Origin of the sequence: Roseomonas sp. AR75, assembly GCF_005222815.1 — a bacterium.
Classification (GTDB): Bacteria; Pseudomonadota; Alphaproteobacteria; order Acetobacterales; family Acetobacteraceae; genus Falsiroseomonas.
The window spans coordinates 968,958-987,111 of sequence record NZ_STGB01000001.1 but is presented as its reverse complement, the minus strand read 5'-3'; the positions used below and the strand labels follow the sequence as shown (position 1 = coordinate 987,111).

Here is an 18,154-nt window from a genome sequence, read left to right as displayed (position 1 = left end):
CATCCTGCGGTGGCGCTCCATGTGGGCCGCATGCCATCGCGGCGGGCGTCGGTCAATCCGCGCCGCGGCGCGCGCCACCACCCCCGGAGTCCGCCGCATGGGCCTGCTCGGCCTTTTTACCCGCAAGCCGCATGAACGGGCCGGCTTCGCCCTGTATGGCGCCGCGGTGGGCGCAGCGCGGCAGCCGGTGTTCTTCGCCGAGATCGGCGTGCCTGACACGCTGGACGGGCGCTTCGACCTGGTCTCCCTGCATACCGGGCTGCTGGTCTGCCGCATCGCCCGCGACGCCGATCCGCGCGGGAAGGACCTCGCCCAGGCCGTGTTCGATGCGATGTTCGCCGACATGGACGTCAACCTGCGGGAGATGGGGGTGGGCGATCTCTCCGTGGGGAAGCGGGTGAAGCGCATGTGGGAGGCCTTCCATGGCCGTGCCCAGGCCTATGACACGGCGCTGCGGGAAGGCGACCGGTCGGCGCTCGAAGGCGCGCTGGGCCGCAACGTCTGGCGTGGCGCGCCGCCAGCCGGCGGCGCCGAGCGCCTGGCCGCCGTCGCGGCCGCGGCCGATGCGGCGCTTGCCCGGGTGCCCTTCGCCGAACTGGTCGCCGGCCGCGTGTCCTTCCCGGAGGTGAGCGCATGATCCAGCCAGAATTCTCCCGCCTGGTGCGCCTCGGCCCCGAGGCGCGCGACGTCACGCTGGAGGCGACTTCGGAGGAATGCGCCGCGCTGGCCCGACGGTTCGGCATCCTCGGCGTCGGCAGCCTCTCCGCCTTGCTGCGACTCGAACCGGAGCCGGGCGGCTCGGTCCGCGCCCGCGGCCGACTGCAGGCGAGGGTGGAACAGGCCTGCGTGGTGACGCTGGAGCCGGTGGTCCAGCGCGTGGACGCGCCGCTGGACCTGCGCATCCTGCCCGATGGCGACGAGCCATCCGACGAGGATCCGGACAGCCCCGACGAGATCGAAAGCCAGGGCGGCCTGGTGGACCTCGGCGAAGCGGTGGCCGAGCAGCTGTCCCTGGCGCTCGACCCCTATCCCCGGACCGAGGGCGCCGTGCTGCCGGAGCCGGAGGTCGAGGCCGCACCGGAGGAGCCGGAGCCGACACGCCCCAACCCCTTCGGCAAGCTTGCCAAGTTGCGTGAAGGGTGATCTGTGCCGGGGGCGAGGCGGGATGCCGCTTGCAGCCCTCGGGGGGCGGTGGTAATCCGCGCGGCTCACCCGCTCCTGTAGTCTGTTGACGAGAAAGGCTCGGCGCCATGGCCGTCCCGAAGAAGAAGGTTTCGCCCTCCCGCCGCGGGATGCGCCGGAGCCACCACGCTCTCACCGCCTCGGCGCATCATGAATGCGCCAATTGCGGCGAGCTCAAGCGCCCGCACCATGTCTGCTCGCATTGCGGGCATTACGACGGCCGCGAGGTGATCTCCGCCGAGAAGGCCAGCGGCGTCGTTCGCGCCTGAGCCGCGCATGATGCGCGCCGTAGGGAAGGGGCGGGAAGGTGCCTGACGACGTCGCACCCGTGCCGCCCGCTTCCTTCTCCCTGGCGGTGGACGCCATGGGCGGCGACAACGCGCCGGAAGTGGTGCTGGACGGCCTGGAACTGGCCGCGGAGCGCCACCCGCATGCGCGCTTCCTGCTGGTCGGTGACGAGGCGCGGCTCGGTGCGCTGCTGGCGCTGCGCAGGCGCGCGGCCAAGGCCTGCAGCCTGCGCCACGCGCCGGACTCGATCCCCGGCGACCTGAAACCCACGGCGGCGCTGCGCATCCGCGGCTCCTCCATGCGCGTGGCGATCGACGCCGTCGCGTCCGGCGAGGCGGCCGGCATCGTCTCGGCCGGCAACACCGGCGCGCTGATGGCGCTGGCCAAGATCGTGGTGAAGACGCTGCCGGAGATCGACCGGCCGGCGCTTGCCGCCATCGGGCCTTCGGCCCGCGGCGACGTGGTGATGCTCGACCTCGGCGCAAACCTGCAATGCGATGCGCGGAACCTGGTGGAGTTTGCGGTGATGGGCGACGCCTTCGCCCGCTCCGTGCTTGGCCTGACCCGCCCGACCATCGGCCTGCTGAATGTCGGCTCGGAAGAGTTGAAGGGCGACGAGCGCGTGCGCCAGGCTGCCGATACCCTGCGCGATTCGCTGTTCGGCGAGAACTTCCGCGGCTTCGTCGAGGGCCATGACATCGCGGCCGGCACGGTGGACGTGATCGTCACCGACGGATTCACTGGCAACGTCGCGCTCAAGACCGGGGAGGGGGCGCTCAAGCTGATGCGCGACCTGCTGCGCCAGGTCTTCACCAGCACCATCCCCGCGCGCGTCGGCTACCTGCTGGCACGGCCGGCGCTCGACCGGCTGCGCGAGTGGATGGATCCCCGCCGCTACAACGGCGCCGTGCTGATCGGCCTGAACGGCGTGGTGGTGAAGAGCCATGGCGGGACGGACGCGCTGGGCTTCGCCCATGCCGTCGATGTCGCCATGGACATGGTGACGCATCGCTTCAACGACCGCATCCGCGAGGGGCTAGCCCGCCTTTCGCAGGTGGCGCCGCGCCTCACCGACGCGTCGCGCTGAACGGTCACCAGGGAGGTTCCGATTTCCGCGTTGCGCGCCCTGATCGCGGGGACCGGTGGCTACCTGCCGGCGCGGTCCGTCTCGAACGATGAACTTGCGGCCTGGAAAGGCCTCGACACCACCGACTCCTGGATCGCCGAGCGCACGGGCATCCGCTGCCGCCACATCGCGGCGGAGGGCGAGACCGCCTCCGATCTCGGAGCGCGGGCCGCGCTGGCGGCGCTGGCGCAGGCCGGCGCAGGGGTGGAGGAGGTGGACGCGATCCTTGTCGCCACCTCCACGCCGGATTCCGCCTTCCCGGCCACGGCGGTTCGCATCCAGGGCAAGCTCGGGATCACCCGCGGCTTCGGCTTCGACCTCGCCGCGGCCTGTACCGGCTTCGTCTACGCGCTCGGCGTCGCCGATGCGCTGATCCGCACCGGCCAAGCGCGGGGCGTGCTGGTGATCGGCACCGAGGTCTATTCCCGCATCCTGGACTGGACCGACCGCGGCACCTGCGTGCTGTTCGGCGACGGTGCCGGCGCCGTTTTCCTGCGGGGTGTTGCCGCCGAGCATGCCGGGGGGCGCGGGCTGCTCTCCAGCCATCTGCACGCGGATGGCCGCTTCGGCGACATCCTGCATGTGGATGGTGGCGCCGGCTCCAACGGCGGCACCGGCGTGGTGCGCATGGCGGGCCGCGAGGTGTTCAAGCATGCCGTCACGAAGCTGGCGGCGGCCGTGGATGAGGCGCTGGCGGCCAACGGACTCGGCCATGCCGATATCGGCTGGCTGGTGCCGCACCAGGCGAACCTCCGCATCATCGAGGCGATGGGCAAGAAGCTGCACCTGCCGCTGGAACGCGTGGTGGTCACGGTGGACCGTCATGCCAATACCTCCGCCGCCTCGATCCCCCTTGCGCTGGCGGAGGCGACGCGGGACGGGCGCATCCAGCGCGGCGACCTGGTTGTCATGGAGGCGATCGGCGGCGGCCTGACCTGGGGCGCGACCCTCGCGCGGTTCTGACCGCGCAGGCAGCCGATAAGCCTTAGTTTCGAGAGTGTTGGAGGCTTTTCCTGCGCGCTTGCAGGAAGCATTGCGGATGCGGCTCGATCGCGGTGATTGACGCAGCAGCCGCAGACGGGTTTTCTTGCGGGTTGAAGGGGTTGCAGCGCCGGGCTGCGACCGCTTTGCCGGCAGGGGCGATGCGTCATGAAGGCAGCAGCATGAAGACCATCACCCGTGCCAACCTGGCGGAGGCGATCTACACCCAGGTCGGCCTGTCGCGGAACGAGAGCGCGGCGCTGCTGGAGACGGTGCTGGAACGCATGTCCGCGGCACTGGAAGCGGGTGAGGCCGTGAAGATCTCCGCCTTCGGCTCCTTCGTGGTGCGGCAGAAGGGCAAGCGCGTGGGACGCAATCCGAAGACCGGCGTGGAAGTGCCTATCCTGCCGCGCAAGGTGCTGTCCTTCCGCCCGTCACAGGTCCTGAAGGCGCGGCTGAACCCGGGCCAGAGCTTCGGCCCGGACGACGATGCCTGAGCCCGAGGTGACGCCCGAGGAGACAGGCGTGGGGGAGGCCGAGGCGACGCGCGCCAGGCCACGCAAGGCGCCCACGGCCTTCCGCACGATCAGCGAGGTGGCGGACGATCTTCAGATCCCGCAGCATGTGCTGCGCTTCTGGGAGACGAAGTTCCCTGCGCTCAAGCCACTCAAGCGCGGCGGCGGGCGCCGCTACTACCGGCCCGAGGACATCGCGCTGCTACGGCGGATCTCCGACCTTCTCTATACCCAGGGCTACACCATCAAGGGCGTGCAGCGCCTGTTGCGGGATGGCACGCTTGGCGAGGAGGGCGCGCCGGAACTCCCCCTCGGGGCGCCCGAGGAAGCCGAGCGCGACGAAGCCGACACCGCAACGGTTGCCCTGCGGGAAGCCCTGGCCACGCTGGAAGGCCTGGCAGAGGAACTGCGCGCCCTGGCTTCACGGAGTTGAAGCGGGCGCCGCGGAGGGTTGGCGGCGCGGGGTGGCCGGTGCTATGCCGCGGGCAGTCGGAGCGTAGCGCAGCCTGGTAGCGCATCAGTCTGGGGGACTGGGGGTCGTGGGTTCGAATCCCGCCGCTCCGACCACTAACCCCCTGATATTCCTCTACAGCCAATGGCGGGAATGATCCCGGTTAATACGGGACGATCTTCCAACTTGCGGCCCCAGTCGCGTCCGACTGGTTGCCCGGTGGTAGCCCGCAGGGAACCCTTAGGACGGCGTGGTCGCAATTCTGATACCGGCATCGCGCCCGTCCGAGGTAGTAGCCTACTCTGGGGCGACGCTCGTTGCTGCGTGGCGTGCGCCGCTCAGCGCCGCACTCCGCCTTCGGGCAAGAATAAGGCACACAGAGGATCGGAGTAAGTTTTGGACTAAATTGGAATAATACTTGAGTAAATCTAACGATTGAGGAATAATAATTGTCTGCTGAGGGAACTCGAACCTGAAATCCGTAAAACACCGAGGACGATGCGTATGCAGACAACTGCCGGCAAGATCCCGGTCAAGTATTTCCGCACCACCTTCTTCTGGCCACTAACCCTTGATCCGCCACCGGCTTCGTCACCCAAAGCGCGTAGCATCGCCGCGCATATTTCCGATCAGCGAGCCGCGCTGCGGAAGACGCAGGTGTGGAGGGCGGCTGACGAGTTGCTGGATCATATCGACCCGCCCACAGAGGCGAAGGACGACAGGGAGCGCCGCGAACGCCTGGCGCATTCCTACAGTGAGATGACGTTCTTCCACGAATTCGTGCAGCAGTTCCTCTTCGCGCGCCACGACCGCGGCGGGCACCAGCGGCCGATGTGGCTGTTCCGCCGGACCGACATCGCGCGCGTGAATGTCATGTTCCGGGATGGCGATCAGGTGATCCTCTACCCGCTGACCGTCGAGCGCCTCAATCTGTATGTGCTGCCGCTTGGCGTCGCGATCCTGGCGCTCGAGGTTCGCGCCGAGGAAACCTACGTCGCGGAGGCCGAGCGCGCGGATCATCTGCTCTCGGCTTCCGAACGGGGGGACTTCTCTCATCTGAGGAAGCAGGATCTCACGCTCGCGGACATGCTGCGGCTGAACGACGGCTTCCGCCGGGCGCACGCGCCGTATCTGGTGCCGCCTCGCGAGAAGACCCGCGGCGAAAACGCGCTCTGTGCGCCGGATGCCGTGCCCTTCGCCGTGCAGTGGCACGCTGCGGGCCGGTTGCTGCGCAGCTTCAGGGTCAATGAATGGCTTCCAGGCGCCTGCCAGGACGGCACGCGCAACCCGTCGCATCAGACCCGTCAGGGCGCGATTGCCGAATCCCTGCGCAGGAAAGCGAGCGCGCGCGCGATTCCGCCCTTCGAGCATTTCGCCTGGCTGCTTCGCGCGCCGGATAGCGGTGGTGGGTGGACCGTCGCGGCACGCAACACGCCGCAGCTCACCTGGCGGCATATGGCGGATGACAGGCTGCCGGTGTTGAGCTGCACCGTGCTGCCGCAGGACGATGGCGGGAAATTGCGTCCCTATCAGCGCATCTCGAATGGTGACTGGGCTCGCCTGTGCTTCGTAGATCCACCGGGCGGCAATGCCTTCCCCTATGCCGGCGCGTTCATCCGCGACCGCTGGAAGGGCCATGCCTATGACCGCTTCCACTACGCAGCCGGCGATTCCGACCACGGCCCGCAGCGCTTCCTGATCTCGGCCTATTCGTTCCTGGCGGTCGGCAGCGATGACGGGTTCTTCGATTCGCACGTTACGATGCACATGCGCCGCCACTATTTCCAGCTGATGCTTCTCGCGCAGCTCGAACGCGTGGTCCTGCTCGCGGTCTCGGCGCGGATCAGCGAGGCCGTGCAGGCATACGAGTCATCGAACGGCCCGAAGCATGAGGCGCTCGCACGGTTCGAGGCCACGCTGCAGGAGGTGGAGCACGACTTCCTCCAATACGTGCACCGCTTCCGCTTCACCGGCGTTTCGGATCAGGTGCAGCCGAGCGAGCTATTCGAGATGCTGCGCAGGAACATGGGCCTGGTGGCGCTCTATGACGACATCAAGGACGAGCTGACCACCGCCACGGGCTTCCTGGCGCTGCTGAACCAGCAGCGCCAGACCAACAGCACGGCCCGGCTTTCCGTGATCGCGACATTCGGCGTGATCCTCGGCCTCGCCTTTTCGTTGCTGGGCATGAACATCCTGGGGGCAGACGACGTCGCCAAGGTGCTCCGCCTGCCCGGTGGGGAGGCATCGCAGGCGTTGGGTGGCATGCCGTGGCGGTGGACGAGCATCGCCGCGGCGGTCGGCCTGCTGTCGGTGACGGTTGGCCTGTGCAGCATCGCGGGCCTGGTACTGGGCCACCTGGCCATGCCGCCGCCCCGTGACGACGGCGCGGAGCCGCTGGCGGCGAAGCTGCGGCAGGTGTTGCGGCTGCTGGGCTGGGGCGGGCTGGCCTTCGGGCTGGCGCTGCTCGCCGGCATTGTCTGGCAGCCCTTGTGGATCATCGCCTGCGCAATACTGGCGATGGTGGTGCTCGGGCGCCTGGTGGACCGCTGGACCCGGCCATGACGCGCCCGCTGCGATTCTTCCTCGGCGGCCAGGATCTGGAGATGGCCACCATTGCTGATCTGGTGCGGACGGAGCTGGGGGAGGCGGCGCTTGCCGACAAGCGCCTGCCCTGGGGCGCCCGGGCAGAAGCCTATGCGCCGGAGATCTCGGCCTGGCGGGCGCAGGGCGGCACGGCGGTGCTGGTGGAACTGCCGGCGGAGGACCCGCCCGCGGCGGACCTGATCATGGTGGATCACCACGGCGATCGGGCAGCGGAGCCGAGCGCGCTGCGGCAAGTGTTCGACCTGCTGGGGCTGCCGCCCGAGCGCTGGACGCGCCATTTCGCGTTGGTCGAAGCGAACGACGTCGGGCATGTGGCGGCCATGCGGGCGCTGGGTGCCAGCGAGGTGGAGATGAAGGCGATCCGCGCGGCGGATCGCGCGGCACAGGGCGTGACGGCGGCGGAGGAGGATTCGGGGCGCGCCGCGCTGGCGGCGGCGCGTGCGACGCTGGGCGGCCGGCTGCTGGTCGTGACGCTGCCGCACGGGCGGAGCGCCACGGTGATGGACCCCCTGGCGCTGGGCCTGGATGATGCAACGCGGGACGTGCTTCTGCTGACGCCGTCCGGGCCGCAATTCTTCGGGGACGGGCGGGCTGTGGCGGCGCTGAACCGCGCCTTCCCGGGCGGCTGGCGTGGCGGTTCATTGCCGCAGCGCGGCTTCTGGGGGGTGGGCCGCGTGCTGCCGGAGCCGGACCTGCTGGCGGCGCTGGAGCCCGCGCTGGGCGGACGGTAGCGCGGAGTTCCTCGGCGCCGCCGCGGCGGCGTCTGGAACGACGCAGCACGCCGTTCGTCGGCTTCATATTCGTGGCGCTGCCGCCGGAGCGTTCGCGAGATGGTAAGAAACGGCCATTGGTGACGCAAAGAACAAGCCTTGCGCTGTCCTGATCCGTCGCCGCGCGAAGTGGACAGAATCAGCAGACAAACCCCGATATCAGCCCGGGGGCTGAGGTCCCAATTCGGGTTCGCGCTGAATACGTCGCATCAGGCGGAAAGCGGGCGTTCGTGGCGTTCGTGCGGTCTCAATCCACGTTCGCGCGGAACACGCAGCAACAGCCGCCAAGGACACCTACGTCCGCGCAATCTCGTCACAGGCCGCGTTCGCTTGGGGAACGCAGCATCAGGATCCGGGCCTCCTCGCTGGCCTGAACGCCATGTCTCAATCCGCCTCGCGCGGAACACGCAGCATCAGCCGCGCTCGCATCGGAGCCGACGCCATGAGCGTCTCAATCCGCGTTCGCGCGGAGCACGCAGCATCAGCAAGGGCCGCAACCCGGCGAAGAACACCATCGCCTCAATCCGCGTTCGCGCGGAATACGCAGCATCAGGCTGCGGCGGGCGGAGGCGGAGCGGGATGCGTCTCAATCCGCGTTCGCGCGGAACACGCAGCATCAGAGCAGCTACCGGCCCTCTGGTGAGTGACTCTCGGTCTCAATCCGCGTTTGCGCGGAACACGCAGAATCAGAGCTGACGAAACTTTTTACGGTTGCGCTTGGGTCTCAATCCGCGTTCGCGCGGAACACGCAGCATCAGACATCGTCGTTGAGCACATTCTCTCGGACTGGAGTCTCAGTCCGCGTTCGCGCGGAACACGCAGCATCAGCCTCGATCGCCCAGAAGACCGCCGGCGCGCCCGGTCTCAATCCGCGTTCGCGCGGAACACGCAGCATCAGGTGGGCGCATATTGTGAACGGGGTTCTTTCCGTCTCAATCCGCGTTCGCGCGGAACACGCAGCATCAGGCAGCCGTAGGCAGCAGCATCAGTTCTTTCTGGTCTCAATCCGCGTTCGCGCGGAACACGCAGCATCAGTACGCATGGGACGCTCATCCACTCCCGACAGGGTCTCAATCCGCGTTCGCGCGGAACACGCAGCATCAGCATCTTCGGCGGCGGAGGCTTCGACGCTTCGTCTCAATCCGCGTTCGCGCGGAACACGCAGCATCAGGTTCTACGGTTCGGACATCTACGACAGCACCATGGTCTCAATCCGCGTTCGCGCGGAACACGCAGCATCAGCACCGCGGCTTGCACCAATGGCCATTCCCATTGTCTCAATCCGCGTTCGCGCGGAACACGCAGCATCAGGTGCGATGCGGCGCCGATCGGTTAGCCGGCTGGTCTCAATCCGCGTTCGCGCGGAACACGCAGCATCAGCTGTGCGGCCTCATGCTCATCGCGCCACTGAAGTCTCAATCCGCGTTCGCGCGGAACACGCAGCATCAGATCCATGTGAAGATGGACGGAGGCTACGCCTGGTCTCAATCCGCGTTCGCGCGGAACACGCAGCATCAGGCCCCCGATGGCAAGCCCTTGTCAAGGCGCTATCGAGTCGAACAGTTTCCACTATCCAGCGCAATCCGTTCATCAATGGCAAACCATAGCATATATGCGTGGAAAATGCCTCAAGAAACGCAGCGGCTTATGATCGCGCCGTCCTGCGGACCCGAGGTTTTCGTTGCGTCGGATGGCCGGACCTGCCTAGCCTCATCATGTAACGACCTCGGATCGGTTGGCCGGCGCCGGACCTCGTGGATGGCGCTCGACGGCGGTGAAAGCACCGAAGGCGGGCGCCAGGCGCCGGCCGATACCGGGGCCCGACATTGGGAGAGGCATGTCCGCCCCGACGCATCATCTGCTCTGGCTTGAAGGCGTGGACTTCGCCGAGACGCTGGAGGACACGACGACGCTTTCCGTCATCCGTGGCTCCTCGCTCACGCTGCTCGCCGCGGCGGGACCGGCGCTGACTTTCCTGTCGGGCCGGCACCCGGACTACGAGTGCGTCTTCGGCGGCGCAAGCATCGCGCTGTTCCGCGCCCCAGTCGGCCAGCAGCAGATCGCGGCCGATGCGACCGCCCTGATCCAGCACCTGCACACCAGCGGTGTGGCGCCGGACACATCGGGGCGCACTCCGCCCTTCGCCCATCTGCGCTTCGTCGTGGGCACCGCAGTGGATGACGGCACCGGGGCAGGGCCGGCACTCGCCCAGGGCTGCGCCCGGCGGATGCAATTGGCCGGCACGGTGCCGCGCCGACCCTCCGTCGCCGGCCAACACGGACCTTGCCTGTTCTCCCAGCAGCGCGTGGGCGACACGACGCTGAACCTGCGTGGCGATCATGCCGCGCGGTTCGACCCTGCGGCCGATCCTGAAGCGCACACCCAGGCCGTCCGCATCTCCACCTCCGCCCTGGCGCGCTGGCACTACGGAAGGGTGCAGCGCCAGGCGTTCTACCGAACACGCCGTCCGCTGGCCGAAACGCTCGGTCGCCTCCGCGTGACCGACAATTTCGAGGACATGATCAGCCTGCGGCAGGCGAGAGGACAACCGGACGATGGCCAGCGGTTCCGGCAAGGCCTGCCGCTCGCGCTGCTCGGCAAGATTGCGGTGGTCTATGCCGATGGCAACGGGTTCACCAAGATCCGCAAGGCGATGGGGGGCGGTCCGGATGCCTTGCGCCGTTTCTCGCGGCGCGCGGACAGGGTGGTGAGGTTCGCCCTGGCGGCCGCGATGGCGGAGGTTGCGAAGACGGCGGCTCAATCGGACCTGCGTGCGGCCGCCGTGTTCCACGACGCGAAGGAGGCGCAGCCGTCAGAACGCGACCAGCTTCGATTCGAGACGCTGCTCTATGGCGGCGACGAGATCTGCTTCGTGGCGCCGGCGTGGTTCGCCCTGGCCATGGCCGCGGCGTTCTTCGAGACGGTGAAGGGGCGAACCATCGGCCCGCATCCGCTCACCTTTGCCATGGGCATCGCGCTGGCGCCGGTGGCGATGCCGATCCGGGCCAGTTATGACCTCGCCAAGTCGCTGGCCGACAGCACGAAGGGAGGCGGCGCCAGGCGGAACAGCCTGGCCATCCACGCCTTCGAAAGCGTGGAGCCGCCTGGGAACGGGCTGCAGTCGCTGCGCGAGGGCCTGTTCGGCGAGACCAGTCAGCCCGGGGGCGGAGCACACCCGCTGCTTGCGCTGGAAGGCGACCGCTTCGCCGCCAATCTTGCGGCCTTCGCGCAGCTCCGCCGTGACGCGTCGCTGCCCCGCTCGCAACTGTTTCGCATGATGCAGGCGGCGCAGTGGCCGGACCGGACCGATGCCGGGTTCTCCGCGGGGCGCAAGCTCAACGATCCGGCTGCCAACGAGGCCGCGGCATCGGCCTTCGCACGGTATCGCAGTGCGGCGGGGCGCGGCGTGGCTGACCAGGGCTGGGCCGCGCTGCTGGCCGACAATCGCCAAGCCGCGATGGCGGCGTGGCTGATGACGCATCTGTGGGACTACGTCGCGCCGCTGGAGAATCTCGGCAGCGCCAAAGGCATCCGGCGATGAGCCGGCGCGTGTACACGGTGCATGTGACGGTGCGCTCGCCCTTCATCTTCCAGGGGCTGGATGTGGCGGCGCACGGCTTCGATGCCTCGGCGCACCGCGATGAGTTGGGCCGCCTCATCATTCCAGGCGACCACCTGCGCGGCCATCTGCGACATGCTTTGGCAGCGCTGACGGGCGGTGTCACCTCGATCGAGTGCACCGCGCTGTTCGGAACCGAATCGCCGAAGGGCATGAACGACGCGCCGGCACGCGGCGGCTTGCTGATTGGCGATCTGCATGATGATGGCGGTCCGCGGCAGATTGCCGTCTATCCCCGTGTGGCGCTGGACGACGCGACCGGCGCCGCGGCGGAAGGGGCGGTGCAGCAGATTGAGCTGGCGGCGCCGATCGGCGAGGAGGTGTGCTTCGCCGGCCGTCTCGTGTTGCGGCCGATGCAGGGGCTATCGGCTTCCGCGGCGGAAGACCTGCTGCGTACCGCGCTATGCATGATCCCGGCCATGGGGGCGGCGAAATCGGCCGGCTTCGGCGAGGTGGTGCCGGATCGGTGCGGGCTGGCCCCGCTGGTCGATCCTCCCGGTCGGGCCTTCCCTGTGGCGGCGGGACGCTGGCAGGTGACGGTGCGCTTCGACCGTCCGCTGCTGGTGAATGCCGAGCGGCTGGACAACAACATCTTCAAGGGCAGCACGGTCGTGCCCGGCGGCGCCGTGAAGGGCACCCTTGCGGCCGCGATTGACGACGCAGGCGGCGCCGCCCTCCTCGACGATGCCTTCGCGGCGCTGCGCATCAGCCACGCCTTTCCGCTCGCGGATGGGACGCGCGCCGATCGCGCGATCCCCGACGCGATGGTGGCGAGCCACGCAGTTCCAGTCTTCGACGAAGGCGGAGACCTGCTCGCGCAGCTGAGCAAGCACGGTGCGCCTGCCTTTCCGGGCGACTGGAAGGACGATGTGTTCGACGCGGCACGCTCGCAGCTTGGCCGGCCGCGCTTCGCGGAACGCTTCCTCTCGCGCGGGCGCGTCGCGATCGACAGCACCGGCGTGGCGTCGGATGGGCAATTATTCGTTGTCATGCCCATCGCCACAGCCGGGACACGCTGGCGTTTCACGCTCGACAGCACGGGTGCACCAGATGCGCTGCGCGCAGCCATCGCCGCGCAGTTCGAAGCTGGCCTTGATGGCGTCGGGCGCACAGCCGCACGGATGGTCGTGGTGGAAGAGGTCATCGCCGCACCTCCTGCGCCTGCGATCGCGGCCGATGAGGTGCTGCTGCTGCTGGAAACGCCGGCGGCCCTGACCGATCCGACCGATGGCAGCATCCTGTTCGACCAGTACCGCTGCTATTTCCGCGCGGTCGCGGATGCCGAACTGCTGGAGTGCTGGGCGCGGCAACGCATGGCCGGCCATTACCTCAGCGTCCGCCACCGCGCTTTCGGAAACCAGCTGTACCAGCCCTTCGAGCTGACCGAAGCGGGCGCCGTGTTCCGTCTGCGGCTGCGCGATCGCGAGCGTCTGCGTGCGCTGCTGGTCGCCGGCCTCCGGCCGCTGCCGTTCCGTACCCCGGCGATGACCTGGCGCAACTGCCCCTTCGTGGCGGAGAACGGCTATGGCGAGATCTCGGTCCTGAGCGGCGGAGCCGCGGCATGAGCGGGGAGTACGAGGCGTATCGCGGCAGCACGCTCTTCGAAGGCGTGTTGGAGGTCGTCTCCCCCTTGCATATCGGGGCCGGCTTCGACGAGGATCCAGCGCTGGACGACGCTGACCCGCATGTCGCCCAGATCGTTCTGGGCTGCGACGACCTGCCGGTCATCACGGCCACCGGCCTGAAGGGCGCCTTGCGGGCGCTGCTTCCGCCCGACGAGGCGAGCGATCTGTTCGGCTCGATCCTAGACGATCCGGACAAGCCTGGCGCCAAGGCCAGGGCAGGGGTCCTGACGCCCTACGCCGCGATGCTCGTGCAGCCAGCGGTGCTGGGCGCACGGGCCGAGCCGGCAGGATTTCGCAACGACACGCGCGGCACCTATCGCGCGGTCCGGACGGCGATCGACGCCGCCACTGGCGTGCCGGCTTCGTATCAGCTCAGCAATGCCGAGATGGTGGCACCTGGTGCGCGCTTCCGCTTTCGGATGCGTCTAGCCGGCCCCCCGAACACGGCGCCCGAGCGGGAGGCGCGCGTCGCGCGCCTGCTCGCCTCGATGCAGGCGCCGGGGCTGCGCCTTGGGCGCGGCAGGGGCGACGGCCAGGGAGTGGTCAGGCTGGTCGCCATCGACGTTGTGGCGACACGGTGGCTCGTCGGGCAGACCATCGAGCGAGGGGACGACGTCGTCGCATGGCGCGACCGGGTCCGCACCGCGACCCGGATCGAGCCGGCCGGCACGGCCTATGTGCTGACCTTGTCCGGCACCGCGCCGTTCCTGGTAATGGCCAGCCCCGACGGTTCGCAGGCCGACAACACGCTCCACGCCTTGCGCTCGGGAAGCGGCAGTCCGGAACTGCCGGGCAGCAGCCTGATGGGGGCGCTGCGGTCGCGCGCGGCGTGGCTCGCGGGCCTGCGCAGGCTGCGGGCCGAGCCCGGCCACGACGAGGATGAGTTGGTGCTGGCCGAACTCTTCGGCCTGCGTGCCGACCAGCAGCGCAACAAGGGCTTCGTGGCGCGGATTGCCGCGCGCTGCGGGCGCCACCTGCCGGAAGTCACGGGCTTTGCCGGCCTGCTGGTGGTGGACAGCATCGAGGCCGGCACGGCGCCACTGACGAGCCTTCCCTCGGTGCGCATCGACCGCTTCACGCAGGCGCCGATGGATGGCGCGCTGTTCAACACCGAGGCGTTCCTCAATCCGACCTTCCGCGTCGATCTGCGGCTGCGTCCCCATCCCGGCGGTTCGCAATGCGAAGCCCCGCTCCACGCCTGGGTGAGGCGGCTGATCGCCGACATGACGGATGCCGGGCCGCGCCAGGGGCTGATGCTCGGTCATGGCGGCAATCGCGGCTTCGGCTGGTTCGAGGTGGGGAGCACGCCATGAGCGGCAGCGACGAATGGCGCCGCAAGGCGGAAGCGCTGGTGCGCCATCGGCATCCGAAGCTTGCCGGCGAGGCCTTCGAGGCTCTGGTCCGTACGACGGCGGCCAAGTTAAGGGGGGCTCCCCTTCCCGAGGCTGCGGCCGGCAGCGCTTCCCGGCGGCCCGACCATTCAGCAGAGGCGACTGCGCCCTATCGCTTCGTGCCCTACGCCAAGGGCGACTGGTTGCCGGCGCAGAACTCCGTCGTGGCGCGGGACGGGGACAGGCCGATCGACATCATCAATCCTCTGCCGGACGGCCTCTGTGCCCGTATCCATCTGTGCTGGACGGCCGAGACGCCATTGCTGATCGGGAAGCAGGACCAGGGCAGCCAAGTCGTGGTGCCGCTTTACCTCGGCGACGACAAGACTGCCTTCGTGATCCCGGCCGCCACCCTGCGCGGTGCGATCCGCGCGGTGGCGGAGATCGCAGCGGACGCGAAGCTCTCGCAGGTCAATCGCGAGCGGCTGTTCGGATTGCGCGACTTCACGCATGCCGCAATCCGCGGCGGTGCGCCACAGCAGGGCGGCGACAGCTTCCCTGTCTCGCAACCCGCGAGCGTCAAGGCTGGATGGCTGCGCCTGAACAGCGCCTGCCGCGCAAGCGCTGCTCCCGTGCCGACAGGACGCCACCCGCTAAAGGGCGGATCGCTGAACACCGCGTTCGAGATCGAGCCTTGCGACGACTGGTTCGTCATCGAGGCCGACGACGTGCTTGCGGCGAGTGATATCCATTGGGATTGGTCGGCGCTGCCCAGGAAGCGATCCGCGTCAGCGGCAGACCCGCCAGAGAGCGTACCGCGACCGGAGACCGGCCGCGCCTTCACCATGTTCGACCTGGCGACGAAGTATCGGCTGATCCGTGCCGCTTCGGGAGGCACGGTCTACCCCACCCGCCAACGACTGCGCTTCCGTCGAGACAGCAGCAATTCCGCCGTGCAGAAGCGCGTGGTGCTGGACCCTGGTGGCGACATTCACGGCCATCTCGTGTTCTCCGGCCGATCGCCTGAAGGCAAGCGTTACGAGTACGTGCTGCCGGCGCCGAAGGGCACCCAGCCGGAGCCCCTTACCGAAGCAACGATGCGGCGCTTCCGGCAGTTGAACTCACGGGCCGTGGACGAGAACCTGGAGCCGGAGAGCAATTGGCGGACGGTGCTGCAGGCATTTGCCCGCAACCGCGAGGTCCGCATTCCCGTCTTCTATGTCGGCGACCTCGCGACGCAGCCGGAGACCGGCGAACGCGCCTTCTTCATGGGGCTCACCCGGTTGTTCAAGGTGCCGCATCGCTGGTCCTTCGACAGCGTCCTCTCCGCCTCGGGCGTGGAGGCGCAGCGCGGCCCCTATAGCGCCGGCAATCTCGACATGGTGGAGGCGCTGTTCGGGTTCGTGCGCGAACCGGTGGAGGGCATGGAAGGCAAGACGCCGCCGGCAGATGTTGCGCTCAAGGGTCGCGTGGCCTTTTCCGCGGCGCTGCCCGAGCGGCATGCGATACCGGCTGTCGCGCCGAGCATCAGCACCGTGATGGTGGGGCCGAAGCCGTCCTTCGCGCCGTTCTACCTGGCCGCCGACGGTGAGGGCTTCCGCGACTATTCGGCGCCCACGACCCCGCGCATCGCCGGGCGCAAGCGCTATCCGCCTCGCCACGCCGGTGCCGACCCGCAGGACGCGCTGCCCCGAATCGCCGCACGTCTCCAGAAGCAGATCGCCAATATCCAGGCGATGACCCGCCGGCCGCCGGAGCCGCACATGCTGAGCCACCTGTCCTTCCTGATGCCACCGCCAGGCGGCGCGCTGCGTTTCAACAGCGAGGTGCGCCTGTTCAATGTGACGCCGGAGGAACTTGGCCTGGTGCTGTGGGCGCTGACCTTCGGGGGGCGGCAGGCGACGCATCGGCACATGGTGGGGCGGGCGAAGCCGTTCGGTGCCGGCCAGATGCGGGTGGAGATCACCGGATTGACCGTGGAGCGGAACGCCTCCGGCCCGCCCGAGGCGGCGCTGCCCGAGCCGTTCCTGGCGGATTTCGAGCGGTATGTCGCAGCGCGGATCGGTGCCGACGGGGCGCGCCTGGCGCGCCGGGCGAAGGTGCTGGAGGCGCTTCTTGCGACCTCGGACCCCGCAAAGGGCGCCGCCTGGGACCGCGCCGGCAAACTGGATACGATGACGGTCGCGCGTCGTGACGGCGGCGAGACCGTGCAGCCCTTCCAGCGGCTGCGCAACATGGTCAAGCCGGACAGCGACGGGCGGGACCCGATTCGTGTCGAGTGGTTTCCGCTGCGGTAGGTCGCGTCGGTCTCTGCGCGTTCGGCCGCGACACAGCCGCCAAGTCCGGCAGCGCCGGCGCGAGAGAAGCCGGGGATACCGGACCGCTGTGGGGCAGCGCTCCCCCCGCAGCGGCGGGTCGGCAGCAGTCGGACGCAGGAGCATGGTTGCCCATACTGCGCAAGATTCACAATCGAGGAACAGACGGCAAGGCAACACGCTGCTGCTGGAGAAGTAGATGCGCCGGATAGCGGCCCACGATCATGCTGGTCGCGGGCCGCCTCCTATTGTCCCAGACAACGCCAGGGTATTTGGCGTGATGCATCAATCTCCCAGTCTGCGGAGGTCTCCGGGGAGGGGCGCGACTGCATGGGTTTGCGGTGAACGCGATGCCGCTCCCTGAGCTCATGCAACCAATGATCTTAGCATGTCTGCCGTCCGTTTCTTGACCGCCTTTACCTCGGCATCAGTGCTAAGGCGAGCAGAATTGTCGGTCGGCATGGGCGACTGGCCGAATAGCTGGACGTTTCAATCCACGCACTTATGGAACAGGCTGCATTACCGGTGTGGATCGTCACCACGGGCATTCGCTCCGTCGCAATCCACATACTCATGGAACAGGCCGCATTAGTTACCGACGACTTTACCGGGACTGACGGCGAGTCTCAATCCACGTACTCATGGAACAGGCCGCATTAGCCCAAGGGGAGCGGCACCACCAAGACGTTGCGTCTCAATCCACGTACTCATGGAACAGGCCGCATTAGCCATCCGCGCGCTGCTGAACGAGGGAGGCGGGTCTCAATCCACGTACTCATGGAACAGGCCGCATTAGGTGCCGGAGAACCCGGAGCGCGATGGGTGGGTCTCAATCCACGTACTCATGGAACAGGCCGCATTAGCCTGCCGATGACCGCCTCGCCGCGCGCGCTGGTCTCAATCCACGTACTCATGGAACAGGCCGCATTAGTCGTGCTCGCATTCTCGGCCCCCATCGGTGCGCTGCTGTCTCAATCCACGTACTCATGGAACAGGCCGCATTAGATCAGTTCTTTTGCAGGTAAGCCTGGCATATGTCTCAATCCACGTACTCATGGAACAGGCCGCATTAGATGTTTGGCATCATGCGTCAGGGGGAGGAGGCAGTCTCAATCCACGTACTCATGGAACAGGCCGCATTAGTGAGGTTCGCGAGTACTTCCGGCGCACGAATCGTCTCAATCCACGTACTCATGGAACAGGCCGCATTAGCGCTGTGCGGTACGGAACGCGCTTACCGTAGGTCTCAATCCACGTACTCATGGAACAGGCCGCATTAGCCACCAAGGTCGACGGTTCCTCTACGTCTCTGGTCTCAATCCACGTACTCATGGAACAGGCCGC

General features: G+C 68.1%; 13 protein-coding genes, 1 tRNA gene and 2 CRISPR repeat arrays (1 of these 16 running past the window's edge). All 14 genes read left to right on the top strand.

Features of this window, described 5'->3' with window-relative positions:
* Positions 1–97 precede the first annotated feature (97 nt).
* Positions 98–637, top strand: coding sequence for a ubiquinol-cytochrome C chaperone family protein (locus E4T13_RS04560; RefSeq protein ID WP_137177026.1), 540 nt, complete (start codon positions 98–100; stop codon positions 635–637).
* Positions 634–1,143, top strand: coding sequence for a DUF177 domain-containing protein (locus E4T13_RS04555; RefSeq protein WP_137177025.1), 510 nt, complete (start codon positions 634–636; stop codon positions 1,141–1,143). Before E4T13_RS04560 ends, E4T13_RS04555 begins: the two co-directional genes overlap by 4 nt.
* A 107-nt stretch (positions 1,144–1,250) precedes the next feature.
* Positions 1,251–1,451: a 50S ribosomal protein L32 gene (gene rpmF, locus E4T13_RS04550; protein WP_137177024.1), complete on the top strand. Its 201-nt coding sequence runs from the start codon at positions 1,251–1,253 to the stop codon at positions 1,449–1,451.
* A gap of 38 nt (positions 1,452–1,489) precedes the next feature.
* A complete protein-coding gene (plsX, locus tag E4T13_RS04545) occupies positions 1,490–2,557 on the top strand; it encodes a phosphate acyltransferase PlsX (protein WP_137177023.1) in 1,068 nt (355 codons plus the stop codon).
* 21 nt (positions 2,558–2,578) lie between these two features.
* Positions 2,579–3,559 (top strand): beta-ketoacyl-ACP synthase III, encoded by a 981-nt coding sequence (locus E4T13_RS04540; protein WP_137177022.1) that lies wholly within the window; start codon positions 2,579–2,581, stop codon positions 3,557–3,559.
* Positions 3,560–3,759: 200 nt separating this feature from the next.
* Positions 3,760–4,074: an integration host factor subunit alpha gene (locus E4T13_RS04535; protein WP_137177021.1), complete on the top strand. Its 315-nt coding sequence runs from the start codon at positions 3,760–3,762 to the stop codon at positions 4,072–4,074.
* A complete protein-coding gene (locus tag E4T13_RS04530) occupies positions 4,067–4,525 on the top strand; it encodes a MerR family transcriptional regulator (RefSeq protein ID WP_137177020.1) in 459 nt (152 codons plus the stop codon). Before E4T13_RS04535 ends, E4T13_RS04530 begins: the two co-directional genes overlap by 8 nt.
* A gap of 57 nt (positions 4,526–4,582) precedes the next feature.
* A tRNA-Pro gene (locus E4T13_RS04525) sits at positions 4,583–4,659 on the top strand.
* Positions 4,660–5,047: 388 nt separating this feature from the next.
* Positions 5,048–7,108, top strand: a complete 2,061-nt coding sequence (locus E4T13_RS29750; RefSeq protein WP_170984800.1) for a hypothetical protein — start codon at positions 5,048–5,050, stop codon at positions 7,106–7,108.
* Entirely contained in the window at positions 7,105–7,881 is a 777-nt protein-coding gene (locus E4T13_RS04515) for a hypothetical protein (RefSeq protein ID WP_137177019.1), read from the top strand. Before E4T13_RS29750 ends, E4T13_RS04515 begins: the two co-directional genes overlap by 4 nt.
* Positions 7,882–8,368: 487 nt before the next feature.
* Positions 8,369–9,438: a CRISPR direct-repeat array (repeat unit 37 nt; unit sequence GTCTCAATCCGCGTTCGCGCGGAACACGCAGCATCAG).
* 319 nt (positions 9,439–9,757) lie between these two features.
* Positions 9,758–11,461, top strand: coding sequence for a hypothetical protein (locus E4T13_RS04510; RefSeq protein ID WP_137177018.1), 1,704 nt, complete (start codon positions 9,758–9,760; stop codon positions 11,459–11,461).
* The gene (locus E4T13_RS04505; protein ID WP_137177017.1) at positions 11,386–13,104 is read left to right on the top strand and encodes an RAMP superfamily CRISPR-associated protein; all 1,719 of its coding nucleotides are present in this window, start codon (positions 11,386–11,388) and stop codon (positions 13,102–13,104) included. The genes E4T13_RS04510 and E4T13_RS04505 overlap by 76 nt, the downstream gene beginning before the upstream one ends.
* 47 nt (positions 13,105–13,151) lie before the next feature.
* Entirely contained in the window at positions 13,152–14,477 is a 1,326-nt protein-coding gene (locus tag E4T13_RS04500) for an RAMP superfamily CRISPR-associated protein (protein ID WP_170984799.1), read from the top strand.
* The gene (locus E4T13_RS04495; RefSeq protein WP_137177015.1) at positions 14,474–16,792 is read left to right on the top strand and encodes a hypothetical protein; all 2,319 of its coding nucleotides are present in this window, start codon (positions 14,474–14,476) and stop codon (positions 16,790–16,792) included. Before E4T13_RS04500 ends, E4T13_RS04495 begins: the two co-directional genes overlap by 4 nt.
* A gap of 504 nt (positions 16,793–17,296) precedes the next feature.
* Positions 17,297–18,154: a CRISPR direct-repeat array (repeat unit 37 nt; unit sequence GTCTCAATCCACGTACTCATGGAACAGGCCGCATTAG); it runs 5 nt beyond the window's last position.

Coding starts and splice junctions, on each gene's coding strand:
- E4T13_RS04560 (WP_137177026.1), top strand. CDS start 98: ATGGGCCTGCTCGGCCTTTTTACCCGCAAGCCGCATGAACGGGCCGGC.
- E4T13_RS04555 (WP_137177025.1), top strand. CDS start 634: ATGATCCAGCCAGAATTCTCCCGCCTGGTGCGCCTCGGCCCCGAGGCG.
- rpmF (WP_137177024.1), top strand. CDS start 1,251: ATGGCCGTCCCGAAGAAGAAGGTTTCGCCCTCCCGCCGCGGGATGCGC.
- E4T13_RS04535 (WP_137177021.1), top strand. CDS start 3,760: ATGAAGACCATCACCCGTGCCAACCTGGCGGAGGCGATCTACACCCAG.
- E4T13_RS04530 (WP_137177020.1), top strand. CDS start 4,067: ATGCCTGAGCCCGAGGTGACGCCCGAGGAGACAGGCGTGGGGGAGGCC.
- E4T13_RS29750 (WP_170984800.1), top strand. CDS start 5,048: ATGCAGACAACTGCCGGCAAGATCCCGGTCAAGTATTTCCGCACCACC.
- E4T13_RS04515 (WP_137177019.1), top strand. CDS start 7,105: ATGACGCGCCCGCTGCGATTCTTCCTCGGCGGCCAGGATCTGGAGATG.
- E4T13_RS04510 (WP_137177018.1), top strand. CDS start 9,758: ATGTCCGCCCCGACGCATCATCTGCTCTGGCTTGAAGGCGTGGACTTC.
- E4T13_RS04495 (WP_137177015.1), top strand. CDS start 14,474: ATGAGCGGCAGCGACGAATGGCGCCGCAAGGCGGAAGCGCTGGTGCGC.